The following is a 25,811-nucleotide window of genomic DNA, read 5'->3' as shown; positions in this document are numbered from 1 at the left end:
CCCAGGAGGAAAGAGTGTCGTTCCGATCTGCCGCCATCCTGTTCGCGCTGCTGGCTCTCGCCGCACCTGTCGTCTCGAATGCCCAGGAGCGGCCCGGCGTGTTGAAGCTGTTGCCGTCCGATTCCGTGACCCAGCATGAGCAGAATATCGGCGGCCGCAGGCTTGCCTATACGGCGACGGCGGGCACGCTCGATCTCTTCGGGCAGGACGGCGCTCGCACCGGCGCGATATTCTACACCGCCTATACCGCCAAGGGGGGTGCGGAAAACCGGCCCATTACCTTCGCTTTCAACGGCGGTCCGGGCGCAGCTTCCGCATTTTTGCACCTTGGGCTCGTCGGGCCGCGCATATTGGATTTCGGTCCGCAGGCCCGGGACGGCGCAAATGTAAAGCTCGTCGACAATCCGCAGAGCTGGCTCGATTTCACCGATCTCGTGCTGATCGATCCGATCGGCACAGGATGGAGCCGCACGGCGAAGGCCGACGACGCTTCGAACTACTACAACGTCAACGCCGATGCGCAGAGCATTGCAAAGGCGATCGCGCTTTATGTCGCGCACAAGAATCGCTCTGGCTCACAAAAATATCTTCTCGGCGAAAGCTATGGCGGTTTCCGCGCCGCGAAGGTCGCCGCTGCCCTGCGGCAAAGCCAAGGCATCATCATCGCCGGCGCGGTCATGCTCTCGCCGTTGCTTGAGGGCCAGCTGATGTTCAATGCAGACCGGTTTGCGCTTGGGGCTGCTCTCGAGTTTCCGTCCCTCGCCGCCGCTGAAGCCGAGCGCCGCAAGACCTTCGACGAAAAAGCGCAACGAGACGCGGAGAAGTTCGCGCTCGGCGAATATCTGACGACCTTGGCCGGACCAGCACCGGCGGGGGACGCTGCGAAGGCATTCTATGGCAAGGTCTCGACGATGACCGGCATTCCCGAAGACGTCGTCACCCGAAACCGCGGCTTCCTGGGCAATGCCTTTGCCAAGAATTCCGCCAAGCAGCAGGGCGAGGTGATGAGCCCCTACGATGCCTCGTTCGCAACGCCCGATCCTTATCCGGAGTCAGACTCCGATCGTGGCGATGATGCGGTCCTCGACGGCTTTACCCGTGCTTATGGCGGCGCTTTTGCCGATTACGCACGCAACGAACTCGGCTTCAGGACCGAGATGACCTATACGCTGCTCGAAAGCGACGTCAGCCGACAGTGGGAATGGGGCGGTGGACACGGCAGCGGATCACGGCTGCAGGCGAGCATAACGGACGACATCCGCGAATTGCTGGGTTCCAATCCAAGCTTTCATTTGCTGATCGCACACGGCTACAGCGATATCGTTACGCCCTATGGGGTCAGCCGCTATGTCGTGGACCATCTGCCTGAAAGCCTGACACGAGGCCGTGTAAGCCTGGACGTCTATCGCGGCGGCCATATGTTCTACACCAATGCGCAGGCGCGGGCCGCTTTTACCGCTGATGCCAAGGCCTTCTATGGTCAGCATCCGGCCGCACAGATAGCCGAATGAGGAGCAGATGCACGTTACCGGTGGATGCCATTGCGGCGCGATTGCCTATGAGGCCGAGATCGATCCGGAGCGCGTCAGCATCTGTCATTGCACGGATTGCCAACGGCTGACGGGGACGGCCTACCGCGTCAGCACGGTTGCGCGACAGGACGATTTCCGGCTTCTTCGCGGCACGCCGAAAACCTATGTCAAGCATGGCGAAAGCGGAGCATACAGCCGGCAATTCTTCTGTCCGGATTGCGGCTCGCATCTCTATCGCATGGGAGAGGACAACGCCTTCGTCGGCATCCGCGTCGGCACGATCAATGAGCGGGCCGAACTGTCGCCGCGCAAGCAGATCTGGTGCCGCTCTGCGCTGCCCTGGACCGGCAATATCGAAGCCCTGCCGCGCTTCGAAACGGAAAGTTAGGGTTGCCTGAAGCGGGGCCTGACATAGATAGAGCCTCATGTCATACCAGAAGCAGTCTCTCAGCGCCTCGAAACCGGATGCGGTTTCAGGGGAAGACTCTATTCTCGCTGTTCTCTCCGCCGAGCCGGAAAATTGGGCCCTCTTCATGGATATCGACGGGACCTTGCTCGAGTTAGCCGAGACGCCGGACGACATCGTCGTTCCACCGTCGCTGCCTGCAAATCTCGACGTCTTGGCGACAAGGCTCGCAGGTGCGCTGGCCCTCGTGACCGGCCGGGGGCTCGACTATGCCGACCAGCTTTTTTCGCCGTTCCACTTTCCGATCGCCGGACTTCACGGTGCCGAGCGGCGCGACCCGGACGGACGCCTGCGCAAAGCCGAAGTCACAGCGGAATTCGAGCGGCTGAAGGCGGATCTCGCCGCCGAGACTGCAGGTTGGGCGGGGGTTCTGATCGAGGATAAGGGAGCAGCGGTCGCCGCACATTATCGGCTTGCCCCGGACAGGGAGCTCGAGCTCGAACCATTGATGGAACGGGCGCTTAGTCGAGCCGGACCGAACTGGACGATCCAGCACGGCAAGATGGTGATCGAAATTCGTCCGGCCAGCGCAGACAAGGGCAACGCGGTCGAAGCCTTTCTCGCACATCCGGTCTTTGCCGGAAGACGCGCCATTGCGATCGGGGACGATGTGACCGACGAAGCGATGTTTCGCACGGTCAACCGGCTTGGCGGCCATTCGATCCGCGTCGGGCCGCTTTCGCCTGCGAGCGAAGCGCGCGGCTCCATCCCCTCTGCCGAAGCTCTGCGCGGCATCATTGAGACATTGGCCTCGTGAAGATTTGAGCACCCGACGTATTTTATTGCATGAAAGGAACTGGCATGAGCCGTCTCGTCATTGTTTCCAATCGCGTGCCCGTTCCCGACAAGGGCGGCATTGCGCCCGCCGGCGGGCTGGCGGTCGCCCTGAAGGCAGCCCTTGAGGAGCGCGGCGGGATATGGATGGGCTGGTCGGGAAAATCGAGCGGCGAGCATGAGCCGCAGCCGCTTGCACGGCTGCAGCAAGGCAACATCACCTATGCACTGACGGATCTGACCGATACCGATGTGGAAGAATACTATCACGGCTTTGCCAACCGCGTTCTCTGGCCGATCTGCCACTACCGTCTGGATCTTGCGGAATACGGCCGCAAGGAGATGGCCGGCTATTTCCGCGTCAACCGTTTTTTTGCTCATCGGCTGGCGCCGCTGATCGAACCCGATGACCTCATCTGGGTGCACGACTACCACCTGATCCCGCTCGCCGCGGAACTGCGTCAAATGGGCCTGAAGAACCGCATCGGCTTCTTCCTCCATATTCCATGGCCGCCAGCGGACGTGCTCTTCACAATGCCGGTTCACGAGCAGATCATGCGCGGCCTCTCGCACTACGATGTTGTCGGCTTTCAGACGGATCACGACCTTGAGAATTTCGCCGGATGTCTCAGACGGGAAGGCATCGGCGACGAACTCGGCGAAGGCCGCTACAGCTCCCATGGCCGGACTTTCAAGGGCGGTGCCTATGCGATCAGCATCGAGACTGCGGCCTTTGCCGAATTCGCCCAAAGGGCCGCGAGCAACAGCATGGTCAAAAAAGCGCGTCTAAGCATCGAAGGCCGCAGCCTGATCATCGGCGTCGACCGCCTAGATTATTCCAAGGGAATCACGCAGCGCATCGACGCTTTCGAGCGCTTCATCCTGGCCAATCCGGCACAGCAGGGGCGCGTCACCTATCTGCAGATCACCCCGAAGTCCCGCTCCGAAGTGCCTGAATACGAAGCCATGCAACGCACCGTGGCAGAGCAGGCCGGCAGGGTGAACGGCGCTCTCAGCGCCGTCGATTGGGTGCCGATACGCTATATCAACCGATCCGTGGGACGCCACATTCTCGCTGGGCTCTACCGGCTCGGCAAAGTCGGCTTGGTGACCCCGCTGCGGGACGGGATGAACCTTGTCGCCAAGGAATATGTAGCCGCACAAAACCCGGACGATCCGGGCGTGCTCGTGCTTTCGCGCTTCGCCGGTGCTGCCCGCGAGCTGAAAGGCTCCCTGCTGGTCAACCCCTACGATATCGAGGGTACGGCAAACGCGATGGCGAGGGCGCTCAGCATGCCCCTGGAAGAGCGGAAAGAGCGCTGGCAGATGATGATGGACCATTTGCTGGAACACGATGTGTCGCGCTGGTGCCGGGATTTTCTCAAAGATCTTGCGCCTTGAGCGCGTCTATGCCGGCCTCGGAGATCAGCCAGGCGGCAAGCCGATCAGTCTCCGCGCTCTGCGCTTTCGGCGGCAAAAGCCAGTAGCCGCGGTCCGTGGCCTCCAACATCGGGCCGGCTGTAACCAGCATACGTGACGAGAGCAGCGAATCGACCAGACCCATCCAGCCGATCGCCAGCCCCTGCTCGCCGATCGCCGCCTGCACGACAAGCGAATATGTGTTGAAACTGAGCTCGCCCTGCCCTACGGCCGCATCACGATTGATGCCGAGCTCGGCGAGGTAGCTCTTCCAATCGAACCACGGCGACGGTGCGCGCGTATCGAGATGCAGAAGACGCGCGCTGGCAATCTCGAACGGATCGAAGAAGGGGCCGTTTCGATCCAGGAAGCCTTGGGTGCAAATCGGGACGACCTTTTCTGGCAGAAGTAGCGTCGCGTTGCTGCCGAATTCCTGCCGCGTTCCGAAGACGACGGCAATGTCGCCATCCGGCGGGCCGTGCTCCATGCGCTGCGTCGCGACGATCTGGATGTCCATTTCGGGATAAAGCAGGCGGAAGGTATGCATACGTGGGATCAGCCAGAGCGATGAGAAGGCGTAATCCGTCCTCAGCCTGATCGCCGGACGTTCGGATTGGCTGCGAAAACTGCGCACCAGCATGTCGATATCGTCAACCGTGCGAGAGGTGACGTCGAAAAGCCTGCGGCCTTCCGATGTCAATTCGACACCGCGGTGCTGCCGCTGAAGGAGGCTGACGCCCATGTGCTCCTCCAGGCGGCGGATCTGATAGCTGACAGCAGGCTGGGTCAGGCCGAGCGTTCCGGCCGCAGACGAGAGACTGCCCATTTTCCCCACCGCGGCAAATACGCGAACCCATCCAAGGTCAATTGGTCGCTCTGCCATAAAAAATCCTTTGATCGCCCATTGAAAAAAGCCAGCTTCACAACGGGAACTAACCTGATGTTCAATAAATTGCTCGAATAACAGAGGAACTGCAATGGAAAGAATTCGCCCATGAACCGGTTCGCTGCCAGCCTCCTCTTCTCTCTCCTTCCCGGTGCCGCTCCAGCGGCATGGCTGAAGGCAAACCCAAAGGCCATCGATCCGTGGCTCTTTGGCGTCACCACGCTCGAGGGGAAGCCCGCTGCTGATGCGGTGAAAAGCTCGCTCGGCCTCTAATTTCCAAGGACAAACACCACATGGCGCGCCCGAATATCCTCATCCTCATGGTCGACCAGTTCAACGGAACGCTGTTTCCGGACGGACCGGCCGAATTTCTTCACGCGCCGCATCTGAAGGCATTGGCGGAGCGTTCCGTGCGTTTCGCCAACACCTATACGGCAAGCCCGCTCTGCGCTCCGGCGCGAGCCTCCTTCATGTCGGGCCAGCTCCCCAGCCGGACACGCGTCTATGACAATGCCGCAGAATTTGCCTCCGACATCCCGACTTACGCGCACCATCTGCGGGCCGTCGGATATCAGACAGCGCTTTCCGGCAAGATGCATTTCGTCGGGCCAGATCAACTTCACGGCTTCGAGGAGCGGCTGACGACCGATATCTATCCCGCCGATTTCGGCTGGACGCCCGACTATACGAAACCCGGCGAGCGCATCGACTGGTGGTATCACAACCTCGGTTCGGTCACCGGCGCCGGCGTCGCCGAAATCACCAACCAGATGGAATATGACGACGAGGTCGCCTACCACGCGACCCGCAAACTCTACGATCTTTCGCGCCGGCAGGACGAGCGTCCATGGTGTCTGACCGTCAGCTTCACGCATCCGCACGACCCTTACGTGGCACGGCGGAAATTCTTTGATCTCTACGAAGACTGCCCGGCGCTCGACCCCGAGATCGGACCAATCCCGTTCGATGAGCTCGATCCGCATTCGCAGCGCCTGCTCGAGGCCTGCGACTACAAGGCTTTCGACATTACGCCCGAACACATCCGCCGCGCGCGAAGGGGCTACTTCGCCAGTATCTCCTATGTGGACGAGAAAATCGGTGAGATCCTCGACGTGCTCGAGCGCGGACGGATGGCGGAAAACACCATCATCCTGTTTGTCTCCGACCACGGTGACATGCTCGGCGAACGCGGGCTGTGGTTCAAGATGTGCTTCTTCGACGGTTCGGCGCGGGTACCGCTGATGATTGCCGCACCCGGCTGGAAGGCAGCGCGAATCGATCAGCCGGTTTCAACGCTGGACGTGACGCCGACGCTGGCGGGACTTGCCGGTCTCGACATAAGCTCGCTCAAGAAATGGACCGACGGCGAGGACCTGGCCCCCCTCGCCACGGGCACCGGCAGTCGCGGCGCGGTGCCGATGGAATATGCTGCGGAGGGCTCGATCGCGCCGCTCGTCTGCCTGCGCGACAGGCGCTACAAGCTGTCGCTCTGCGAAAAAGACCCGCCGATGCTCTTCGACCTCGATGCCGATCCGCACGAGCTCAAAAACCTAGCTACGGACCCGGCCCATACCGCGACGCTCACGGCATTGACCGAACAGGCAAATAAACGCTGGGACCTCGCACACTACGACCAATCCGTGCGGGAAAGCCAGGCACGCCGCTGGGTCGTTTATGCAGCGCTGCGCAATGGCGCCTATTATCCCTGGGACTACCAGCCGCTGCAGAAGGCCTCGGAGCGCTATATGCGCAACCACATGGACCTTAACGTTCTGGAAGAGAACCAGCGATATCCGCGCGGGGAATGACCCGCGCGGATAATGTTGCAAGGCATCAGGCTGCGTTCTGCAGATAGCCGAGCGCGTCCTCCAGCGTGACATGGCCACGAAAGCCACCTGTGCTTTCGGCCGGTTCTTCGTGTTCGATCGCCAGGGCAAAGCGCACTGCTGGATTTTCCTGCAGCCTTTCATAGAGGCTGTTCAGTGCGGAGAATTGCTTGCGATCCACGACATTATGGAAGTCGTTCCAGCGTGCGATGCCGGCGAAATAGGCGTCGGCAAGGCTCGGTCCTTTGCCAAGCAGCCACTTGCGCCCGCCAAGAAGTTGCTCGAGTTCCCTATGGACCTTCTCGACCTTGGCAACGCCATAAGCGGTCAGCGCCTTCCTGGCATCCGGCTCCAGCTCGTGTTCGATCGTGTACCAGAGCGAGCTGAATGCATTGAAAAAGCTGGTGTTGAGATAGGCGAGCATCTGGTTCAGCCTATCAAACTCGGCGCTGCCCTGTGCAAAGCCGAGACCCTTGCGGATGTGGCCGGAAGCGATGTGGTTGAGGATTGCCATGCTCTCGCTCATGACACGGCCATCGCCAAGCATGAGCGAAGGTGTTTCGCCGATCGCGTTGATCCGCCCATAGTCTTCGCTCGAGACGACTTCCGGCATCTCGATCCGGCAGAGATGATAGGGCTCGCCTGACCATTCGAGTGCGACGATGGAGGCAAAAGAGCAGCCTTCCGGCACGCCGTAAAACAAAATCGGAGACATTCGTCGTTCCTTTCGGGATTGAACTGATTTCACGATCAGAATATCGTTTTGTGGACGATTGCCGAACAGCGGCTCAAAATGCACAATCAAAGTCTATGAATATGGAAGATTGAATTGAGCTCCTTTAATCTCAACGATCTCAACCTTTTCGTTCACGCAGTCGAAGGCGGCAGCTTCACGGCCGCTGGACGGCGCCTCGGCGTTCCCAAATCGACGGTGAGCAAGCGGGTTGCAGAACTGGAAGCGAAGCTGGGCGCGCGACTGATCCAGCGCACCTCGCGCAGCTTTTCACTCACGGATCTCGGACGCGATTTCTTCGAGCACGCGCAGGCATCAGTCATCGAAGCGGAGATGGCGGAAAGCATTGTCCGGTCGCGTCTCGGCGAGCCGAACGGCACCGTGCGCATCACCGCCTCGGTGCCGGCTTCGCAGTTCATGCTGGCCGAGCATCTACCGGACCTGGCGGTCCGATATCCGAAGCTTAAAGTCTTTCTGCATGTTACCGATCGCTTGGTCGATATCGTACAAGAGGGCTTCGATATCGCAGTACGCAGCCATCAGCTGCCGCTTGCCGATTCAAGCCTCGTGCAGCGTAAATTGGCAGAGCATGAATTTCTTCTCGTCGCCGCGCCATCCTATGTCGACAGGCACGGGGCTCCACAAAGGCCGGAGGATCTCGTGGCACATGCTGCCGTCATGCCCAGCCTCACCGAGGCGGCATGGCGGCTTTTCTCCGCCACAGGGGACGAAACGCTGGTCAAGCCAGCGCCGGTGATGGCGGCCGACGAACCTTTCGTCCTGCTGAGGGCCGCGGCGGCGGGAATGGGAATCACCATTCTTCCGACTTCCGTCTGCCGAGAGGCCATAGAGCAAGGGCGAATAATCCGTATCCTGCCAGAATGGACGGCGGGCAACATCACGACAACGGCGCTCCTCCCGCATCGGCGCGGCCAACTGCCATCGGTGCGGGCCGTGGTGGATTTCATAAGCGAGCGGCTGGGGCAGCCGTGACCCCTTCGATCATATGTGTGCGAAAAGCCCCTGCTTCAGCGCCGCGATGCGGTCTTCATTGCGCCGATAGAAGATCCATTGCTTTATACGTTTTGCGTGTACCAGCTCCGCCTGCACCAATATACGCATATGTTCGCTCAGCGTTGCCGGAGTTATGCCCAGCTTTTCGGCGACGAGCACGGCGCAGACACCGTCGTCCTCTAGGTCGCCATCCACCTGAGGCGAAAAATGCTTCCGCGGCTCTTTCAACCATTCGAGAATGACGAGGCGTCGTTCATTGGCGAGGGCTTTCAGAATATCTACATCTTGCATTTCGTCATTTTGCCAAGTAACGAAATATTGTCAATCCGTGGAGAGCCTGCATGCCGATCGCCCTTTCTGCCGAACGCATTGCCGAAATCGAAGGGCTGATCCGCCCCCATATCCGTCGCACACCCGTGATGTGCGTCGACATGCAGGATTTCGGCGGAGCGGCGCTCAAGGTCGATCTCAAGCTCGAATGCCTGCAGCATTCCGGCTCCTTCAAGGCACGCGGCGCCTTTTCCCACCTCCTTACGCGGCAGGTGCCTGAAGCCGGCATCGTGGCAGCCTCCGGCGGCAACCACGGCGCGGCCGTTGCCTATGCCGCATCGCGGCTTGGCGTGCCGGCCACCATCTTCGTGCCGAGCGTCACCTCGCCTGCCAAGGCGGAGAAAATCCGCGCCTACGGTGCCAATCTGGTCATCGGCGGAGAGCGTTACGCCGATGCGCTCGCGGCGAGCGAGACCCATGAGCGGGCAAGCGGCGCGCTTGCCATACATGCTTATGACCAGGTGGAGACGCTGCTCGGTCAGGGAACCCTCGGCAAGGAGATCGAGGAGGACATGCCGGACATCACCACGTTGCTGGTCGCGGTCGGCGGCGGCGGATTGGTCGGCGGCATCGCCGCCTGGTTTCGCGGCCGGGTGAAGATCGTGGCCGTGGAATCCGATGGAGCGCCGACCCTCTACGAAGCCTTCAGGGCGGGTAAACCAATGGATGCTCCGGCAGGTGGAATTGCGGCAGATTCGCTTGCCCCGAAACGGGTTGGTGAACTGATGTTTCCTCTCGCGCAGCAGTTCGTGCAGCCGCCCATCCTGGTAACGGACGATGAAATCCGTGCTGCTCAGAAAGCGCTATGGGAAGGGGCAAGGGTCGTTGCCGAGCCCGGAGGCGCGGCGGCATTTGCAGCCGTGCTTTCCGGCAAATATGTTCCGGTACTGAATGAACGCGTCTGCGTCTTGGTCTGCGGCGCCAACACGGCTGCCGTGAAATTCGACTGACTATTCCGGCGGCAACGGCACAGAGGGCCACTCGGCCGTGACTTGCGCCTGTACCGGCCGCTCGAGATACGTGGAAAGCGCGACATAGCTGCGCGTGCCGCTGACGCCCGGCACGGAATGAATCTGGCCGAGGAGAAATTCGAGCGCCTGCGGATTTTCCAACCGCACCTTGAGGATCATGCTGGCATCCCCGGCGACCGAGTGCATCTCCTCCACCTCCGGAAACCGGCTGATCTGCATCAGCCGTTCGCTCTTGCCCCAACCCGCCGCCTCCACATGCACGAAGGCCAACAGCGGCTTGCCGACTGCTGTGCCATCAAGCCGGGCGACCACATCCCGGATGACACCGGACCGTTTCAGCCGCTTGACCCGTTCGTGCACCGACGGCGGAGAAAGCCCTACCCTCTCTCCCAGCACGGCATAGCTCTGACCCGCATCGGCGGCGAGAGCCGCTAATATCTTTCGGTCGAACAGATCGAGGGCGGCCCTGTCCCGCCGCTTTTGCCGAATGCCTTCTGTATTTTCCATCCGTTCCTACTCCTGCGCTTTCCAGCCGAATTTTATTCGGCAAAATAGCCGAAAGGCCATATGAACTTCCAGAGGAGCAGAAATGGAAATGATCGTTCGCAATCCACACGACGGCATCTACACAGCCACGTCTGATTACGTGCACGCCCTGGAGGTGCGCCAGCCTGACCGTCTTGTCTTCGTTAGCGGAACGATGGGCCTTGATGAGGCTGGCGCAGCCGGCGTCGATCTAGACTCCCAACTCCAACTGATCTGGTCGAATCTCAGACGAATTCTGGCAGAGGCACAAATGACCGCAGACAACATCGTGCGACTGACCAGCTACCTGCGCGATGCATCCTTTGCCGAGGCAAACCAGATTGCGCGGGTGGCGGCGCTCGGAGCGCGTCGGGTGCCCACAACAGCCATCGTCGTCGAAACGCTGCGGGAGGACTGGCTGGTCGAAATCGAGATCATTGCCGCCGCGTAAATGGAAATCACGCCGCTTTGGCGACGTGATACTCCTTGATTGCGACCATCTTGATTGCCGGATAGCGCTCCGCCTCGTAGCGCAGCGAGAAGCTGTCCTGGGCCAAGAACACCGGGTCGCCATCGAGATCGCGGGCGATATCGCCGCGTTTGACAGTCAGGAACTTTTCGAGTTCCGCCGGCTGATCGGACGATACCCAGCGGCAGACTGAGAAGCGCGACATTTCGAAGGAGACCGGCAGGCCGTATTCCGCCTGCAGGCGCTCCTTCAACACATCGAGCTGCAGTGCCCCGACAACGCCGACGATCGCCGGCGAACCGTCTTCCGGGGAAAAGAGCTGCACGACCCCTTCTTCGGCCATCTGCTGCAGTGCCTCCTTCAGCTTCTTCGCCTTCATCGCGTCTTCCAGACGGACACGACGGAGAATTTCCGGCGAGAAGTTAGGCACGCCCTGGAACACCAGCGCTTCGCCTTCCGTCAGCGTATCGCCGATGCGCAGCGTGCCATGGTTCGGAATACCGACGACGTCGCCCGCATAGGCGGTATCGGCGAGCTGTCTTTGCGAGGCAAAGAAGAACTGCGGCGCTGTGAGACCCAGTTGCTTGCCCGTGCGCGCGAGGCGTGCCTTCATGCCGCGTTCCAGCTTGCCGGAGCAGATGCGGGCGAAGGCGATGCGGTCGCGATGGTTGGGGTCCATATTGGCCTGGATCTTGAAGACGAAGGCCGTCATCTTGTCTTCGCTTGCATGCACCTTGCGGGTATCGGCTATCTGGTCGCGCGGCGGCGGGGCGAATTCACCGAGCGCGTTGATGAGATCGCGGACACCGTAGTTGCGGAGCGCCGAGCCGAAGAAGACCGGCGTCATGTGACCCTCGAGGAAAGCCTTGCGGTCGAAGGGACGGCAAGCCTCCATCGCCAGTTCCGTCTCGTCGATGAAGGCAACCCGCTCGTTTTCCGGCAACCGATCAGCGACGCTCTGAGGTCCGTTGACCGGCGTTGCTTCCACTTCCGTATCTGAACCGCGCACAGTGTTTGTGGCCAGGTGATATGAGCCACAGAACGTTTTGGAGCGGCCGATTGGCCAGGTGATCGGCGCGGTGTCGAGCGCCAGTTTCTCCTCCACCTCATCGAGGATTTCGAACGGATCTCGGCTTTCGCGGTCCATCTTGTTGATGAAGGTGATGATCGGGATATCGCGCATGCGGCAGACTTCAAAGAGCTTCAGCGTACGCGGCTCGATGCCTTTGGCGGCGTCGATCACCATGACGGCGGCGTCGACAGCTGTCAGCGTGCGATAGGTATCGTCCGCGAAGTCTTCGTGGCCGGGCGTGTCGAGAATGTTGAAGACGTTGTCGTCATATTCGAAGGTCATGACGGAGGTCACCACAGAGATGCCGCGCTCGCGCTCGATCTTCATCCAGTCCGACCGGGTCTGGATGCGATCCTTCTTCGCCTTGACTTCACCGGCGAGCTGAATTGCGCCCCCGAACAGAAGCAGCTTTTCGGTCAGCGTGGTTTTGCCCGCGTCCGGGTGCGCGATAATAGCGAATGTGCGGCGGCGAGAAACCGCCTCGGCGAGACTTTCGGCCATGATGTGAATCCTGTGGAATTGCGGCGTATCTAGCGATTAAAGCCCGCCATTGCAATTGACCTTGGGCGTCCCGGCGCAAAGTAATGTCGCATGACCATTCACAACGACATCCGTCCGCAGCTCAACCTTGTCCGTTTGCCCAATGGCGAAGGCCTCGACCTGCCCTCCTATGAGACGAGCGGTGCTGCGGGCATGGACCTTCGGGCGGCCGTTGCCGTTAACGAGCCGATGACGCTCGCGCCCGGCAAGCGCGCGCTGGTGCCGACCGGCTTCATCTTCGAAATTCCGGATGGCTACGAAGCGCAAGTTCGGCCCCGTTCCGGCCTGGCTTTCAAGCACGGCATCACCTGCCTCAACACTCCCGGCACGATCGACAGCGACTACCGCGGCGAAGTGAAGGTGCTGCTCGTCAATCTCGGCGATGAGCCGTTCGAAATCACGCGCGGCATGCGCATCGCGCAGATGGTGATCGCGCCGGTCACTCAGGTGCGCGTTGCAGAGATCAGCGAAAGCAGCAGCACGGCACGCGGCGCCGGCGGCTTCGGCTCGACCGGCGCGTGAGCAAGTCGTTCGATAGTGCCGGGCTGACCTATCGTCAGGACTATTTCGACGATCGGGCAGCATGGGCAGCGCTCGTCTCTCTCCTCGACGATACATTCGGCATCGATATCGGGCCGCTGCAAGAGCTCGGTGGCCCGGATCCGACAAGCATGCCTTTCGGCTGGTTTGCCGCCGACGACACGCTTGCCGCCAATCTGTCCGCCTTTGGCATGCCACTCGTCCTCAACGGCCGGCAGATCAACGCGGCCGCCTTCCAATCCGGCGCCGTTCGCCCGCCATGGCGCGGACGCGGGCTTTACCGCGACGTGACGTGTAAGGCGCTTGAATGGTGCGACAGGCGGCAGTTCGAGGCTATCGTGCTCTATACCGACAAGCCTTTGCTCTACGAGCCTTACGGCTTCCGCAGCCTGCCGATGCACCGTTACTGCGGGGCAGCACCGAAACCACATTCCGCGACAAAACCTGCCCGAAAGCTCGATCCATGGAATAAGGCCGATCTCGCGTTGCTGCAGGAGGCGCTGAAGACGCGGGCACCGGTCTCGGATGTGCTGGCCGTTTCGGGCAATGCGGCGATGTTTATCGTAAATACCCAACTCGATACCGAGGTTCGTTTGAGCTGGCTCGATGCGGAGAAAGCCGTCATCGCGTGGAAAGCCGGAGAGGCTGGCCGCTTCAGCCTGCTCGACGTCGTCGCTACGGAAATTCCGCCGCTTGCCGTCATCCTTGGCAGACTCGGCGAAGGGCCTGAACACGTCGACGTCTTCTTTTCGCCGGACAAGCTTGACTGGCGCGCAGAGGCTCTCGCCTTCGACGGCGGTACGGCCTTCATGGTCCGCAGTACGACCGATCTCGCGCCTGCGTCGCCCGCGATGCTCTCGCCGATGGCGGACTTCTAGACAGAACGGTTCGCGAGGCATCCATTCAGCGGCTCGAAAGCGGCGGCAGGCGGCGTTTGACGGGGGAAGCCTTGATCATCGAGGTGTTGGTCTCAGCCTTTTCGGCCACCTTGTCCAGAATACCGTCGAGTTCTCCCATCGAGCGGACGACGAGGCGGGCGATGAAGCAATCGTCGCCGGTCACCTTGTCGCATTCGATAAATTCCGGCGTCTCCTGGATGATGCGCTCGACGACGTGCAACTGTCCCGGTAGCGGCCGGACGCGGACGATTGCCTGTAGCGGATAGCCGAGGGCAGCCGGATCGATATCGATCGTGAAAGCCTTGACGATGCCGCGCTCCTCCAGCCTGCGCAGCCGTTCCGCCGCGCTTGGCGACGAGAGGTTGGCCACTTGCGCCAGCTCCTTTAGCGAAATACGCGCGTTTTGCGCCAGTGCATCGAGGAGCCGCTGGTCGATGCTGTCCAGGCGAGATGCTTCGTTAGCCGCCAATGCGAGTTTACCTTTCATTATTAGGAGAAATTCGACTATCGCGCATTGCAGATTATAGAGATTGGTATCCAAACACAATAATCTCCAAGACACAAAAGGAGATCGCGATGCAGAACGATATAGGTAAAGGCACGGTTGAGATGACGGCAGCAATGGTGATTTCGGGGACGATCGGCTGGTTCGTGGTCATGTCCGGCCAGCCTGTGAGCGGAGTTGTTTTCTGGCGTTGCCTGTTTGGTGCTGCGAGCCTTCTTGTCATTTGCGGCGCCCTCGGATTCCTGAAGCCCGGCATCCTCTCGCCGAGAAGCTTTGGCATCGCCGTGCTCGGCGGGATCGCCATCGTGGCGAACTGGCTGCTGCTTTTCGCCTCCTATTCGCACGCATCCATCTCGATCGCGACCACCGTCTACAATACCCAACCCTTCATGCTGCTGGCGCTTGGCGCCGCATTCCTCCGCGAGAAGATCACTTTGGCGAAACTCTTTTGGCTGGCGCTCGCCTTTGCCGGCATGGTGGCGATTGTCGAAGCCAAACCTGAGGCCGGCGGCATTTCAGGCAGCTACGGGCTGGGTATTGCGCTGGCACTTGGAGCGGCCTTCTTCTATGCGCTGGCGGCTCTTGCTGCAAAGTGGCTGAAGGGCACGCCGCCGCACCTGATCGCGCTCATTCAGGTTTCGACCGGCATTCTCATGCTGGCGCCCGTGACCGACTTTTCGGACCTGCCTACAACAGCCGGATCGTGGGGCATCCTTGTGGCTATGGGCGTCGTCCATACCGGCCTGATGTATGTACTGCTCTACGGCGCAATCCAGAAGCTGCCGACACATCTCACCGGCGCACTTTCCTTCATTTACCCGATCGTTGCTATCGCAGTGGACGGCCTCGCTTTTGGCCGCGCACTGCAGCCATTGCAGGTCCTCGGTGCGGCAATCATCCTCGTTGCGGCAGCGGGAATGAATCTCGGCTGGACGCCTGGGCGTTGGCTGCGACCTATCCGAAATTGATCGCCGCTGCCTCTGCAAGCCGGATTTCGTGGCTGCCGGCATCGAACTCGTCGAGCACGGCATTGTGGTGGGCAATGATCTGTTCGAAGCGGAGTTCGCCCATGTCGGCCGTCATATGTCCGTCGGACATCAGCGTGACATCGTAGCCGAGCGAAACAGCGCGCCGCGCGGTGGTATCGACGCAGAACTGGGTCATGCAGCCGCCGACCACCAGCCTGGTGATGCCGTTCTCCTTGAGGCGCGCTTGAAGATCGGTTTCGAAAAACGAGTCGCAGCTGCGCTTGTGAACGACGATCTCGCGATCTTGAGGCGCAATCTCGTCGCGCAACTGCCAGCCTTCGCTGCCTTCCGCAAGGCGGTGGGATGCGTGTCCGTCATGCTGGACGATGACGACCGGTGCATTCACCGCGCGGGCCCTTTGGAGAACCTCTGCAAGACGCGCCACCGTTTCGTCTAGCGTCTTGTCGATCAAAGGCTGGCGCGCGGTGCTTCCAAGGCCTTTCAAGATGGCATTCTGAACATCGATCAGCAGCAGTCCGGTTGTCATCGGCTTTCTCCCCTTTCGGCGCACTTCTATCTGATTCGAGCGTGTGACTTCATCTTGAAAGCGGACCGTAGCATCAGTAAGAGAAGCTGCCTGAGGAGAGCACAGATGACCGTTGCAGCCCTGCTTGCCTATAGCGGCGCCCTTTTTATCGCTGCGATCATTCCCGGACCCGGTATCACCGCGATCGTCGCCCGCGCGCTCGGCTCGAATTTTCGCGAGACCTTCTTCATGGGTCTCGGCCTTGTTCTTGGCGACATCACGTACCTGACGGCGGTGATCCTCGGCCTCGCATTCGTGGCGCAGGCCTTTACCGGAATATTCCTCATCATCAAATTCGCCGGCGTGCTTTACCTCTGCTACGTTGCCTACAAGCTCTGGACGGCAGGTCTTTTACCGCAGGATATTGCCGCGCGCAGATCGAGCAGCATCGGCATATCCTTCCTGTCCGGCCTACTGGTGACGCTCGGCAACCCGAAGACGATGCTCTTTTACGTCGCCCTCGTGCCGACGCTCATCGACATCAACCAGATCGGCCTTCGAGAATATGGCATACTTCTGGTCGCAACCTTCGTTGTGCTGCTTTTGGTTTTGATCCCTTACATGCTGCTTGCGTCGCGCGCCCGCACGATGCTGAAACAGCCGCGCGCGCTGCAAGCGCTCAACCGGGTTGCGGCGAGCATCCTGGCCGGAACCGCAGCCTTTATCGCTGCGCGCGCAGCCTGAAAAAATCATTCGGCAAAGCATCGTTTCCAAACGATTTTTTCTCTCGGACGACGCTTCCGTGGATCAAGCCCCACTGGCCTGCTGCGGCCTTTGACCCTATTCTCTCGCGCAACAATCATTAAGGGAGCGCACCATGTCGAGAAAACCGGGCCGCGGCCGCATCTACTCGTCGATCACGGAAACCATCGGCGATACGCCGATCGTCCGCCTCGACAAGCTGGCCAAGGAAAAGGGCGTGAAGGCCAATCTGCTCGCCAAGCTCGAATTCTTCAATCCGATTGCTTCCGTCAAGGACCGCATCGGCGTCGCCATGATCGAGAGCCTCGAAGCGCAAGGCAAAATTACGCCTGGCAGGACGACGCTCATCGAGCCGACCTCCGGCAATACCGGCATCGCGCTCGCCTTTGCCGCCGCCGCCAAGGGCTACAAACTCATTCTCACCATGCCGGAAACCATGTCGGTCGAGCGCCGCAAGATGTTGGCGCTGCTCGGCGCCGAACTTGTATTGACCGAGGGGCCGCGGGGGATGAAGGGCGCAATCGCCAAGGCGGAGGAACTTGCCGCAACGCTTCCCGACGCCATCATCCCGCAACAGTTCGAGAATCCGGCAAACCCGGAAATCCACCGCAAGACGACGGCCGAGGAAATCTGGAACGATACGGAGGGTGCCGTCGACATCCTCGTTTCCGGCATCGGCACCGGCGGCACGATCACCGGTGCGGGTCAGGTTCTGAAGTCGAAGAAGCCGGGCATCAGGGTAATCGCCGTGGAGCCCGAGGAATCTCCGGTTCTTTCCGGCGGTCAGCCGGGGCCGCACAAGATCCAGGGCATCGGCGCCGGCTTTGCCCCGGCGATCCTCGATACGAAGATTTATGACGAAGTCGTCACCATCAATAGCGCCCAGGCGATGGAAACGGCCCGCCTGGTCGCCAGGCTTGAGGGCGTTCCGGTCGGCATTTCCTCAGGCGCAGCACTGGCGGCGGCAATCAAGATCGGCAGCCGCGAGGAAAATGACGGCAAGAACATCGTCGTCATCATCCCATCCTTCGCCGAGCGCTATCTTTCGACTGCCCTCTTCGAGGGTCTCGGAAACTGAACTTCGGTAAAAATCGGGGCGCCTCGGCGCCCCTTTTTCCGTCCGGCCGCCGACGTCAGGCGTTCGCCGGCAATACGATAGGAAATGATTCCGCGCCACCTTGAGTGCGCTGTGGGCTGAAAACCGCATCTTCTCCGCGGCGTGGCGCAGCAGATTCCTGTTATAGCAGCTATTCAGGGGCCGCCTCAGGGACGACTAAACGGTTTGCCTTGCTCATCCCGGTTCAGCCGCTCGACTAACTCCTCGGCATCCTCTTCGGTGAGCATATCCATGACCACCCCATCGATAACGACCGCCTGACCGGTGACTGCATCCACTACCGTCCAGTATATGTTTAGGTTCTTGCGATGGCTATACCGCGCGGTTGCCATGAGGTGTTCCTTTGGGTGCTGTGGCGAGGCCTTAGCCGTCCTCTTCCCCCTCCGCTTCTCCATTCCCTTGTCTTGTGCGTTAAGGATAAATTCAAGGTTGCTGGCGGTATCGTGGGGTAACCGATCGAGAACCGCTCCGTCCGTTTCCGCGGCCTTTCCTTCGCGGTAGTCTATGACACGCCAAGTGCCGTCGGAGTTTTCCTCTAAGCCGTACCGCTTGTAGGGCATTGGTTCGCCTTCGGTTACCTTATTTCCACTAAACGCCGACCCCGGAGTGTTTGTTGCAGGTACTCGAGATACTCGAGACCCATCGGATATACAGCACGCGCGGCGCCCCCGGCACCGCTTCGATATAACTCAATATAACCGTTTGAAAAATATCAACAAACTTCAGAACTGCGAATGATGCTTGGTAGTTTGCATCGCCCGCCACATCCGCGCCTCCCGACAAGTGATTAAGGTCTCGACCTCCTGCGCGTAATGAAAATCGATGATCCACCCCGTCTCGCACCTAATCACCTGATCGATAGTCTTCGCGCCGAGAAAAATAGAGGCTCCAGCGTTAGTGTCTGTTGTTCACATCAAGAGAAGATCATGTCTCTCCTGCCCTTGATGTCGGCAAGATCGGGCAAATTAACCACATTGGCGCTGATAGAGGGCTCCGGCCGCAAAGCACTTCGCCGAGCACGATAAAATCGGCAAGCGCATCCGCCGGTATGGAGCCGAGCGCCGTCAGGCCGCCACGACCAATGGCAGGTCGAAGTGCGAGCGTCCTTCGGGAGATCGGCAACAACAATAAAGGAACAGATTCACGTCTCAGCTGCAGTCAGGTTGCAGCCGGTTGTAGGGCGTGAACGAAGGGGAACAGAAGCCGGAACGCTCTATGGGCGCTTGCGCTCGATCGCATCCCAGAGAAGGCTTGCGATATCAGCGCCGCCGAACTTGCGGACCTCGCGAATTCCGGTCGGCGACGTGACGTTGATTTCGGTCATATAGTCGCCGATGACATCGATGCCGACGAGCAGGAAGCCGCGTTCCCTGAGCGCCGGGCCGATGCGCTGGCAGATTTCCTTTTCACGCGCCGTAAGCTCGGTCGCTTCCGCGCGGCCGCCGACATGCATGTTGGAGCGGCTGTCGTGGTCGGCAGGAACCCGGTTGATCGCGCCTGCCGGCTCGCCGTCAACAAGGATGATGCGCTTGTCGCCCTTGCGGACATCGGGAAGATACTGCTGGGCGATAAAGGGTTCGCGGAAGAGCTGGCCGAACATTTCGAGCAGCGAGGACAGGTTGCGGTCGTCCCTCGTCGAGTGGAAGACGCCGGCACCGCCGTTTCCGTAAAGCGGCTTCAAAATGATATCGCCCATCTCGTCGCGGAAGCGGCGTATCTCGGCCGCATCCTTGGTGATCAGCGTCTTTGGCATGAGATCGGCAAATTCGGTAACGAAGATCTTCTCCGGCGAATTGCGCACCCAGGCCGGATCATTGACAACGAGCGTCTTCGGGTGAATTCGCTCCAAGAGATGCGTGGAGGTGATGTAGGCCATGTCGAAGGGCGGATCCTGGCGGAGCAGCACGACATCCATGGTCGAGAGATCGACCCGTTCGGGCGCACCGAGCTCGAAATGATCGCCCTTCACGTCGCGCAGCAGCATCGGTTCGACGGAAGCGTAAAGCTTGCCGTCGCGGAGGCTCAGCCGTTCAGGCGTATAGTGGAAAAGCTTGTAGCCTCTGGCCTGGGCCTCAAGACTCATGGCGAAGGTAGAATCGCCTGCAATGTTGATGCCTGCGACATGGTCCATCTGGACCGCTACGTTCTTGATCTTGGCCATTTCCGTCCCTCAGTGAGTGCCGGACAGATGTAGGTCGCAAGCAAAGCAAACGCAACGGCCAATCAAGGACTTCCAGGTGCGGGCATCAAGGATTTTCAGGCCGCGAGGCCCTGCTGGCCGCTGCTGCGCAACAGGTTGCGAAGCCGGTAGAGGATTGCCACAGGCTTGGGGAAGGGCTTGCGCAGAAAAGCGACCTTCCGGACGTAGTTGTCCACCCGCCAGTTTGCCCATGTGCCGCCCGCGAAGAACGCAACGTCACCGGCGCGCAGCGTGCGTTCCGTTCCGTCTTCGGCGGTGACGTGCACCTCGCCTTCGAGGATCATCACCGTCTCGTCCCAGCCGAAGAACCAGCGGAATTCGCCGGCTGTGCAATCCCAGATCGCCGTGAGCGATGCGTCGTCATGACCACGGGAATGTTCGGCCGTGCGCGCCTGCGGGTTGCCATCGACGATCCAGTCAGGATTGATCGGCGTCGATTTCATCGGCAGGTGGTCGCTGGAGTGTGCCACGAAATTCCTGCCGCGTGCTGGCGCGACCGCGTACGGCAGCGAACGCGCGGCCATTGCGACTGCGCTTGCGAGCATGAGCTTCATGGCCATGGACCCCCCAGATTTGCTACCCCAATCATTGCGGAATAGCAGAGAGTCGTAACGGAGGCGTTCAAGCGGCCGCTAAAATTTTAGCAGTCCATTTCAAACCTGTACGATACGCCGTCTGCGACTGTCGGATGATGAGCAGTGTTCGCAGCACCGGCACCGATGCGCTTACAATGCGCGAAGAACTGTGCGGCGTGATCACGAAACGCAGTTCCAATGCCAGCGCCGTTACCGGAGACGACCGCCGTCAGCGGCTGATCGCCCAAAAGAACCATGCACGCGCCGCTTTGAGCCGAGTTCTTCGACATATTCCCCCATCAATGACATCGCATATTCATTTGAACGCCAGCCGCAGATCCTCTGCACGAATGCCGACGGTCACGGCCGGAAAGACATGGCCCGATCTATCTTTCGCCGGCTAATGGTCATCGCTACCGCCCTTCCTTGGCCTTCATATCAAGCAAGCGCTGGTAGAGTTCCTTGCGCGGCAATCCGGTGACGCGTGCGGCTTCGGCGGCTGCCTTTGCCGTCGGCATGGAAGTCGCAAGGTCGGCAAGGATGGCTTCCACATCCGCTTCATCCGCCGGCCGCTCTTCCGGTGGGCCGACGACGAGCACTATCTCACCCTTCACATTGTGGTTTTCAGCATAATGCGCGGCAAGCTCGCCGAGCGTGCCGCGGCGAAACTCCTCATATGTCTTCGTCAGTTCGCGGCAAACGGACGCCCTACGGGTGAGCCCGAGCACGTCGGCAGCAGCAGCCAGAGTTGCGCCGATCCGGTGCGGCGATTCAAAGAAGAGGAGCGTCGCTGGAGCGGCGACAAATTCCGCCAGCCGGTCGCGCCGCGCTTTGTCCTTCGCCGGGAGGAACCCCGCAAACAAAAAGGCGTCGTTCGGCAGGCCCGAGCCGACAAGCGCGGCAAGCGGCGCCGATGCTCCCGGAATTGGAACGACACGGTAACCTGCTTCGATCGCCGACTGTGCAAGGCGATAACCGGGGTCAGAGACAAGCGGTGTCCCGGCATCGGAGACAAGTGCAACTGACCTGCCCGCCTCCAGAGCCTGCAGCAATCGCGGACCCGCCTCATCGGCATTGTGCTCGTGATAGGCAAAGGGCCGGTTCTGAATGCCGTATCGGTCGAGCAGAACGCGGGTCACGCGCGTATCCTCGCAGGCGAGCACATCGGCACCCGCCAGCGTTTCCAGGGCCCGCAACGTGATATCGCCCAGGTTGCCGATCGGCGTAGCGACAAGATAAAGCGCCGCTTCCAGCGGGCGCGCCGGGATGGCGACATTGTGCAGGCGATAGCCGCGCTGCCTGCCGCCCTCGCCCGCTGTTTCCTCATTATTCAATTTCGATGGCTCCTTTGGCTCTCTGCCTTTATGCGCGGGCGTTTGGCGCGCAGCAAGTGTTCGGATTTCTGTGAGCATTGTCCCGGAAAACGGCAATTGCAGCGCTGCTGCGTCTCGCACCCCTTGCATTCGTCAGCAAAGTTCTGCCATTTTGCCTGTCCACTCCTCCGGCCCGGAGCCGGACAGCATCTTCCGGCGCGTTTTGCGCGCTGGGGCAGTAACGGTCGAAAGCGGTAGCATCCCATGCGTATAACTATTGAGCGGTCAAACCTTTTGAAGTCGCTGAACCACGTTCACCGCGTGGTCGAACGTCGCAACACGATCCCGATCCTGTCCAATATCATGCTGCGCGCCGATGGCCAGAACCTCGACATGAAGGCGACGGACCTCGATCTCGAAGTGACTGAAGCCACGCCCGCCAATGTCGAGCAGGGCGGCGCCACAACGGTTCCGGCGCATCTCCTTTACGACATTGTGCGCAAACTGCCGGACGGTTCGGAAGTTCTTTTGGCAACGTCGACGGATGGCGGCTCGATGGCCGTCCAGTCCGGCCGCTCGAAATTCTCGCTGCAGTGCCTGCCCGAATCCGATTTCCCGGATCTGACCGCCGGCACGTTCACGCATTCCTTCAAGCTGAAAGCAGCCGATCTCAAGATGCTGATCGACCGCACGCAGTTTGCGATCTCGACCGAAGAAACGCGCTACTATCTGAACGGCATATTCTTCCACACGATCGAAAGCGACGGCGACTTGAAGCTGCGCGCGGTAGCGACCGACGGCCACCGCCTCGCGCGTGCCGACGTGAAGGCGCCTTCCGGCTCCGAAGGCATGCCTGGCATCATCATTCCGCGCAAGACGGTCGGTGAACTGCAGAAGCTCGTCGACAATCCCGATGCGGTGGTCACCGTCGAAGTCTCAGATGCCAAAATCCGCCTCGCCATCGACTCGATCGTCATGACCTCCAAGCTCATCGATGGCACCTTTCCGGATTACCAGCGTGTCATCCCCACCGGCAACGACAAGGAAATGCGCGTCGATTGCACGACATTCGCCCAGGCTGTCGACCGCGTTTCGACGATTTCTTCCGAGCGCGGTCGCGCCGTGAAGCTCGCACTTTCAGATGGCCAGCTTCTGCTCACCGTCAACAATCCGGATTCCGGCAGCGCGACGGAAGAAGTCGCCGTCGGTTACGACACGGATTCCATGGAAATCGGTTTCAATGCCAAATATCTGCTCGACATCACGGCGCAGCTTTCCGGCGATCAGGCGATTTTTCTGCTTGCCGATGCAGGCTCGCCGACGCTCATTCGCGATACCGCCGGCGATGATGCGCTTTACGTTCTGATGCCGATGCGCGTGTAAACGCACGTCGCATTTGCCGCGGTAAAGTTTGCCGATTGCGACGTTTGGTCTTGTTTTTGCGCCAGAGGATGGCAAATAGATACCTAGCGGTTTTGGTACATTATTCGTGGAGGACGGCATGGCGTTGCGGCTGAAAGAACGGCTCGGCAAGAAGTTCGATGAAGAAATCCGTTTCTTCAAGGGCATGATGCAGGGGCCGAAAACTGTCGGCTCCATCGTTCCCACCTCCTCCATTACCGCCCGCAAGATGGCAAGCGTCATCAACCTGAATTCCGGCCTCCCGGTTCTTGAACTCGGTCCCGGCACGGGCGCGATCACCAAGGCGATCCTCGGACGCGGCGTGAAGCCGGAAAATCTCGTCGCCATCGAATATTCGACGGATTTCTACGAGCATCTCGTCCGCCTCTACCCCCGTGTCCGCTTCATCAATGGCGACGCCTTCGACCTCGACAAGACGCTCGGTGACCTCAAGGATCAGACGTTCGATTCCGTCGTTTCGGCTGTGCCGCTGCTGAACTTCCCGATGCAGGCGCGAATTGCGCTTCTCGAAAGCCTGCTCGACCGTATTCCGGCAGGCAGGCCCGTCGTGCAGATTTCCTATGGTCCGGTCTCGCCGATCATCGCACGGCCGGAGCGCTACCACATCCAGCATTTCGATTTCATCGTCCGCAATATCCCGCCGGCCCAGCTCTGGATCTATCGACGCACCTGATATGTACGGGCTGTACATCACCCACCCGCAAGTGAAAATCGATCCGAACGTCGCGGTGCCCAAATGGGGTTTATCCGAGATCGGCGAGGCTCGCGCGCGCAAGGCGGCTGAAAGCAGCTGGGCGAGGCGACTGCGCCGTATTATTTCCAGCGACGAGACGAAAGCCATCGAGACCGCGGAAATACTGGCTGCGACAGCAGGCGTGGCCATCGAAATCCGACATGGCATGCATGAGAACGACCGGTCCGCAACCGGGTTCCTGCCCCCACCGGAATTCGAGAAAGCTGCCGACTGGTTCTTCGCGCATCCGCAAGATAGTTTCAAAGGGTGGGAGCGTGCCGCCGATGCGCAGCAACGCATCGTTTCGGCCCTCGAAGCTGTTCTCGCCGATCACGATCCGAACGAGCCGATCGCCTTTGTCGGGCATGGCGGGGTCGGCACCCTGCTGAAATGTAATCTTGAGAGCCGCGCCATCGCGCGCGACCGCGATCAGCCGCCCGGCGGCGGCAATCTCTATTGTTTCAGCCTTGCAGACCGGCGCTTATCATGCGACTGGACGCCCATGGAAAACTGGGATGGATGGATGTGAGATGAACGCACGCGAGCGGCTGATCGTCGGGCTGGATGTTCCGACACTAGGCGAGGCGGAACAGATCGTCTCGACGCTCGGCGACGACATTCTCTTCTTCAAGATCGGCTATCAGCTCGTCTTCGCCGGCGGTCTGGAATTCGCACGCGATCTCGCACAGAGCGGCAAGAAGATCTTCCTCGACATGAAGCTGCTCGATATCGACAACACGGTCGCTTCCGGCGTCGAGAATATCGTGAAGATGGGTATGTCCATGCTGACGCTGCATGCCTATCCCAAGGCGATGAAGGCTGCCGTCGACGCGGCGAAGGGTTCCGATCTCTGCCTGCTCGGCGTGACTGTCCTTACCTCGATGGACGAACAGGATCTGATCGCCGCCGGTTACGAATACGACCCGCATACACTGGTGCTGCGCCGCGCCGAACAGGCGCTGCTCGCCGGGATGGGCGGCGTCGTCTGCTCCGCGGAAGAATCCGCGGCCGTTCGGAAAATCGTCGGACCTGGAATGGCGATCGTCACCCCGGGCATCCGCCCGGCAGGTAGCGAAAAAGGTGATCAGAAGCGTGTCATGACGCCCGCCGATGCGCTAAAGGCCGGCTCGAGCCACCTCGTCGTCGCCCGCCCGATCGTCAAGGCGCCCGATCCGAAGGAAGCGGCACGCGCCATTCTTGCCGAGATGGAAGCCGCGCTCTGACGCTTGGCGAAGGACGCGGCTGATACTAACCATATCAGCGATTTGGATGACGTGGGCAACCGTCAACAGGAGGAAAAAACCATGGCAAAAGGATACTGGATTGCACGCGTCGATGTTCGCGATCCCGAGCGCTACAAGGACTACGTCGCGGCAGCTAAGCCGGCCTTTGAAAAATACGGTGCAAACTTCCTCGCCCGCGGCGGTGCAAACACCGAACTTGAAGGTAAATCGCGAGCCCGAAACGTCGTCATCGAGTTCCCGTCCATGCAGGCCGCGGTCGATTGCTACAACTCCCCGGAATACCAAATTGCCGCCAAGATCCGCCAGGAAGTCGCCGACGCGGAAATGGTGGTTGTAGAAGGCATCTGAGCACTCTTTGCATCTGCGAAGCTGAGGCAAGATGGACCTTTCCGTCGCGCCGGGTTTCGGCTAATACGATGCCGATCGCGTCCATCCAAGCCTTTCGAGGAG

The 25,811-nt window shown here is 60.3% G+C and carries 30 protein-coding genes and 1 pseudogene; 19 read left to right on the top strand and 12 right to left on the bottom strand.

The genetic code is table 11. The features are described 5' to 3' along the window. Positions 1 to 14 precede the first annotated feature (14 nt). The 4 genes from A3C3_RS0104520 to otsA are packed head-to-tail and all read left to right on the top strand — an operon-like array spanning position 15 to position 4,173. On the top strand, positions 15 to 1,511 hold the full coding sequence (locus A3C3_RS0104520) for a S10 family peptidase (protein WP_022713427.1): 1,497 nt from the start codon (positions 15 to 17) through the stop codon (positions 1,509 to 1,511). 7 nt (positions 1,512 to 1,518) lie between these two features. Beyond that, positions 1,519 to 1,920, top strand: a complete 402-nt coding sequence (locus tag A3C3_RS0104515; RefSeq protein WP_022713426.1) for a GFA family protein — start codon at positions 1,519 to 1,521, stop codon at positions 1,918 to 1,920. Between the two features lie 37 nt (positions 1,921 to 1,957). Beyond that, positions 1,958 to 2,755 (top strand): trehalose-phosphatase, encoded by a 798-nt coding sequence (otsB, locus tag A3C3_RS0104510; protein WP_022713425.1) that lies wholly within the window; start codon positions 1,958 to 1,960, stop codon positions 2,753 to 2,755. A gap of 44 nt (positions 2,756 to 2,799) precedes the next feature. Further along, positions 2,800 to 4,173 carry an alpha,alpha-trehalose-phosphate synthase (UDP-forming) gene (otsA, locus tag A3C3_RS0104505; RefSeq protein WP_022713424.1) on the top strand — a complete coding sequence of 458 codons (1,374 nt, stop codon included), beginning with the start codon at positions 2,800 to 2,802 and terminating at the stop codon, positions 4,171 to 4,173. Here otsA and A3C3_RS0104500 read toward each other — a convergent pair. Beyond that, positions 4,154 to 5,074, bottom strand: a complete 921-nt coding sequence (locus A3C3_RS0104500; RefSeq protein WP_022713423.1) for a choline sulfate utilization transcriptional regulator — start codon at positions 5,072 to 5,074, stop codon at positions 4,154 to 4,156. The two genes, otsA and A3C3_RS0104500, sit on opposite strands and share 20 nt — an antisense overlap. A gap of 111 nt (positions 5,075 to 5,185) precedes the next feature. On the opposite strand from A3C3_RS0104500, the gene A3C3_RS44985 reads away from it, so the two are divergent. After that, a complete protein-coding gene (locus A3C3_RS44985) occupies positions 5,186 to 5,350 on the top strand; it encodes a hypothetical protein (RefSeq protein WP_022713422.1) in 165 nt (54 codons plus the stop codon). Between the two features lie 20 nt (positions 5,351 to 5,370). Further along, a complete protein-coding gene (gene betC / locus A3C3_RS0104490) occupies positions 5,371 to 6,885 on the top strand; it encodes a choline-sulfatase (protein ID WP_022713421.1) in 1,515 nt (504 codons plus the stop codon). Positions 6,886 to 6,910: 25 nt separating this feature from the next. Here betC and A3C3_RS0104485 read toward each other — a convergent pair whose 3' ends face one another. After that, the gene (locus tag A3C3_RS0104485; protein WP_022713420.1) at positions 6,911 to 7,618 is read right to left on the bottom strand and encodes a glutathione S-transferase family protein; all 708 of its coding nucleotides are present in this window, start codon (positions 7,616 to 7,618) and stop codon (positions 6,911 to 6,913) included. Positions 7,619 to 7,732: 114 nt separating this feature from the next. On the opposite strand from A3C3_RS0104485, the gene A3C3_RS0104480 reads away from it, so the two are divergent. Beyond that, positions 7,733 to 8,629, top strand: a complete 897-nt coding sequence (locus A3C3_RS0104480) for a LysR substrate-binding domain-containing protein (protein WP_022713419.1) — start codon at positions 7,733 to 7,735, stop codon at positions 8,627 to 8,629. Between the two features lie 9 nt (positions 8,630 to 8,638). Here A3C3_RS0104480 and A3C3_RS0104475 read toward each other — a convergent pair whose 3' ends face one another. Continuing rightward, positions 8,639 to 8,941: an ArsR/SmtB family transcription factor gene (locus A3C3_RS0104475; RefSeq protein ID WP_022713418.1), complete on the bottom strand. Its 303-nt coding sequence runs from the start codon at positions 8,939 to 8,941 to the stop codon at positions 8,639 to 8,641. A gap of 50 nt (positions 8,942 to 8,991) precedes the next feature. Here A3C3_RS0104475 and A3C3_RS0104470 point away from each other — a divergent pair, with 50 nt between their 5' ends. Further along, positions 8,992 to 9,930 (top strand): threonine/serine dehydratase, encoded by a 939-nt coding sequence (locus A3C3_RS0104470; RefSeq protein WP_022713417.1) that lies wholly within the window; start codon positions 8,992 to 8,994, stop codon positions 9,928 to 9,930. Here the strand turns inward: A3C3_RS0104470 and A3C3_RS0104465 are convergent, their stop codons facing one another. After that, positions 9,931 to 10,458, bottom strand: coding sequence for an Lrp/AsnC family transcriptional regulator (locus A3C3_RS0104465; RefSeq protein ID WP_022713416.1), 528 nt, complete (start codon positions 10,456 to 10,458; stop codon positions 9,931 to 9,933). A gap of 82 nt (positions 10,459 to 10,540) precedes the next feature. Between A3C3_RS0104465 and A3C3_RS0104460 the strand changes: the two genes are divergently transcribed. Then, on the top strand, positions 10,541 to 10,927 hold the full coding sequence (locus tag A3C3_RS0104460) for a RidA family protein (protein WP_022713415.1): 387 nt from the start codon (positions 10,541 to 10,543) through the stop codon (positions 10,925 to 10,927). A gap of 7 nt (positions 10,928 to 10,934) precedes the next feature. Here the strand turns inward: A3C3_RS0104460 and A3C3_RS0104455 are convergent, their stop codons facing one another. Beyond that, positions 10,935 to 12,518: a peptide chain release factor 3 gene (locus tag A3C3_RS0104455; protein ID WP_022713414.1), complete on the bottom strand. Its 1,584-nt coding sequence runs from the start codon at positions 12,516 to 12,518 to the stop codon at positions 10,935 to 10,937. Between the two features lie 90 nt (positions 12,519 to 12,608). Here A3C3_RS0104455 and dut point away from each other — a divergent pair, with 90 nt between their 5' ends. Both dut and A3C3_RS0104445 read left to right on the top strand, forming a co-directional pair. Next, positions 12,609 to 13,079: a dUTP diphosphatase gene (gene dut / locus A3C3_RS0104450; RefSeq protein WP_022713413.1), complete on the top strand. Its 471-nt coding sequence runs from the start codon at positions 12,609 to 12,611 to the stop codon at positions 13,077 to 13,079. Next, positions 13,076 to 13,975: a GNAT family N-acetyltransferase gene (locus tag A3C3_RS0104445; RefSeq protein WP_022713412.1), complete on the top strand. Its 900-nt coding sequence runs from the start codon at positions 13,076 to 13,078 to the stop codon at positions 13,973 to 13,975. The genes dut and A3C3_RS0104445 overlap by 4 nt, the downstream gene beginning before the upstream one ends. A 25-nt stretch (positions 13,976 to 14,000) precedes the next feature. Here A3C3_RS0104445 and A3C3_RS0104440 read toward each other — a convergent pair whose 3' ends face one another. Next, positions 14,001 to 14,465 carry an Lrp/AsnC family transcriptional regulator gene (locus A3C3_RS0104440; RefSeq protein ID WP_028739402.1) on the bottom strand — a complete coding sequence of 155 codons (465 nt, stop codon included), beginning with the start codon at positions 14,463 to 14,465 and terminating at the stop codon, positions 14,001 to 14,003. A gap of 107 nt (positions 14,466 to 14,572) precedes the next feature. On the opposite strand from A3C3_RS0104440, the gene A3C3_RS0104435 reads away from it, so the two are divergent. Further along, a complete protein-coding gene (locus A3C3_RS0104435; RefSeq protein ID WP_022713410.1) occupies positions 14,573 to 15,469 on the top strand; it encodes a DMT family transporter in 897 nt (298 codons plus the stop codon). Here the strand turns inward: A3C3_RS0104435 and A3C3_RS0104430 are convergent. Next, complete coding sequence (locus tag A3C3_RS0104430) at positions 15,456 to 16,016, bottom strand: cysteine hydrolase family protein (RefSeq protein ID WP_022713409.1); 561 nt, start codon at positions 16,014 to 16,016, stop codon at positions 15,456 to 15,458. The two genes, A3C3_RS0104435 and A3C3_RS0104430, sit on opposite strands and share 14 nt — an antisense overlap. Before the next feature lie 105 nt (positions 16,017 to 16,121). Here A3C3_RS0104430 and A3C3_RS0104425 point away from each other — a divergent pair, with 105 nt between their 5' ends. Together A3C3_RS0104425 and cysK are read left to right on the top strand one after the other, a co-directional pair. Beyond that, on the top strand, positions 16,122 to 16,739 hold the full coding sequence (locus A3C3_RS0104425; RefSeq protein ID WP_022713408.1) for a LysE family translocator: 618 nt from the start codon (positions 16,122 to 16,124) through the stop codon (positions 16,737 to 16,739). A 133-nt stretch (positions 16,740 to 16,872) separates the two neighbouring features. Beyond that, on the top strand, positions 16,873 to 17,835 hold the full coding sequence (gene cysK, locus A3C3_RS0104420) for a cysteine synthase A (RefSeq protein ID WP_022713407.1): 963 nt from the start codon (positions 16,873 to 16,875) through the stop codon (positions 17,833 to 17,835). A 185-nt stretch (positions 17,836 to 18,020) separates the two neighbouring features. On the opposite strand, the gene A3C3_RS48430 is transcribed toward cysK, so the two are convergent. From A3C3_RS48430 to rsmI, 5 genes and pseudogenes are all read right to left on the bottom strand, one after another. Continuing rightward, on the bottom strand, positions 18,021 to 18,434 hold the full coding sequence (locus tag A3C3_RS48430; protein ID WP_376774916.1) for a hypothetical protein: 414 nt from the start codon (positions 18,432 to 18,434) through the stop codon (positions 18,021 to 18,023). Between the two features lie 445 nt (positions 18,435 to 18,879). After that, positions 18,880 to 18,994 (bottom strand): annotated as a pseudogene (locus A3C3_RS48425) (ATP-binding protein); the annotation flags it as partial. 93 nt (positions 18,995 to 19,087) lie between these two features. Then, a complete protein-coding gene (gshB, locus tag A3C3_RS0104410) occupies positions 19,088 to 20,035 on the bottom strand; it encodes a glutathione synthase (RefSeq protein WP_022713406.1) in 948 nt (315 codons plus the stop codon). Positions 20,036 to 20,130: 95 nt separating this feature from the next. Then, positions 20,131 to 20,634 carry a cupin domain-containing protein gene (locus A3C3_RS0104405; protein WP_022713405.1) on the bottom strand — a complete coding sequence of 168 codons (504 nt, stop codon included), beginning with the start codon at positions 20,632 to 20,634 and terminating at the stop codon, positions 20,131 to 20,133. A 428-nt stretch (positions 20,635 to 21,062) separates the two neighbouring features. Beyond that, positions 21,063 to 21,983, bottom strand: a complete 921-nt coding sequence (gene rsmI / locus A3C3_RS0104395) for a 16S rRNA (cytidine(1402)-2'-O)-methyltransferase (RefSeq protein ID WP_028739400.1) — start codon at positions 21,981 to 21,983, stop codon at positions 21,063 to 21,065. 243 nt (positions 21,984 to 22,226) lie between these two features. Between rsmI and dnaN the strand changes: the two genes are divergently transcribed. The 5 genes from dnaN (at position 22,227) to A3C3_RS0104370 (ending at position 25,709) form a co-directional block, all read left to right on the top strand. Next, positions 22,227 to 23,345, top strand: a complete 1,119-nt coding sequence (dnaN, locus tag A3C3_RS0104390) for a DNA polymerase III subunit beta (RefSeq protein WP_022713402.1) — start codon at positions 22,227 to 22,229, stop codon at positions 23,343 to 23,345. Between the two features lie 118 nt (positions 23,346 to 23,463). Beyond that, positions 23,464 to 24,057 (top strand): phospholipid N-methyltransferase PmtA, encoded by a 594-nt coding sequence (gene pmtA / locus A3C3_RS0104385; RefSeq protein WP_022713401.1) that lies wholly within the window; start codon positions 23,464 to 23,466, stop codon positions 24,055 to 24,057. A gap of 1 nt (position 24,058) precedes the next feature. Next, complete coding sequence (locus A3C3_RS0104380; protein WP_022713400.1) at positions 24,059 to 24,646, top strand: histidine phosphatase family protein; 588 nt, start codon at positions 24,059 to 24,061, stop codon at positions 24,644 to 24,646. A gap of 1 nt (position 24,647) precedes the next feature. Continuing rightward, a complete protein-coding gene (pyrF, locus tag A3C3_RS0104375) occupies positions 24,648 to 25,340 on the top strand; it encodes an orotidine-5'-phosphate decarboxylase (protein ID WP_028739399.1) in 693 nt (230 codons plus the stop codon). Positions 25,341 to 25,421: 81 nt separating this feature from the next. Continuing rightward, entirely contained in the window at positions 25,422 to 25,709 is a 288-nt protein-coding gene (locus A3C3_RS0104370) for a DUF1330 domain-containing protein (RefSeq protein ID WP_022713398.1), read from the top strand. The last annotated feature ends 102 nt before the right edge of the window (positions 25,710 to 25,811 follow it).

The organism is Rhizobium mongolense USDA 1844 (genome assembly GCF_000419765.1).
Classification (GTDB): domain Bacteria; phylum Pseudomonadota; class Alphaproteobacteria; order Rhizobiales; family Rhizobiaceae; genus Rhizobium; species Rhizobium mongolense.
The sequence above is the reverse complement of the archived record's forward strand: the minus strand, read 5'-3'. Positions and strand labels throughout refer to the sequence as shown.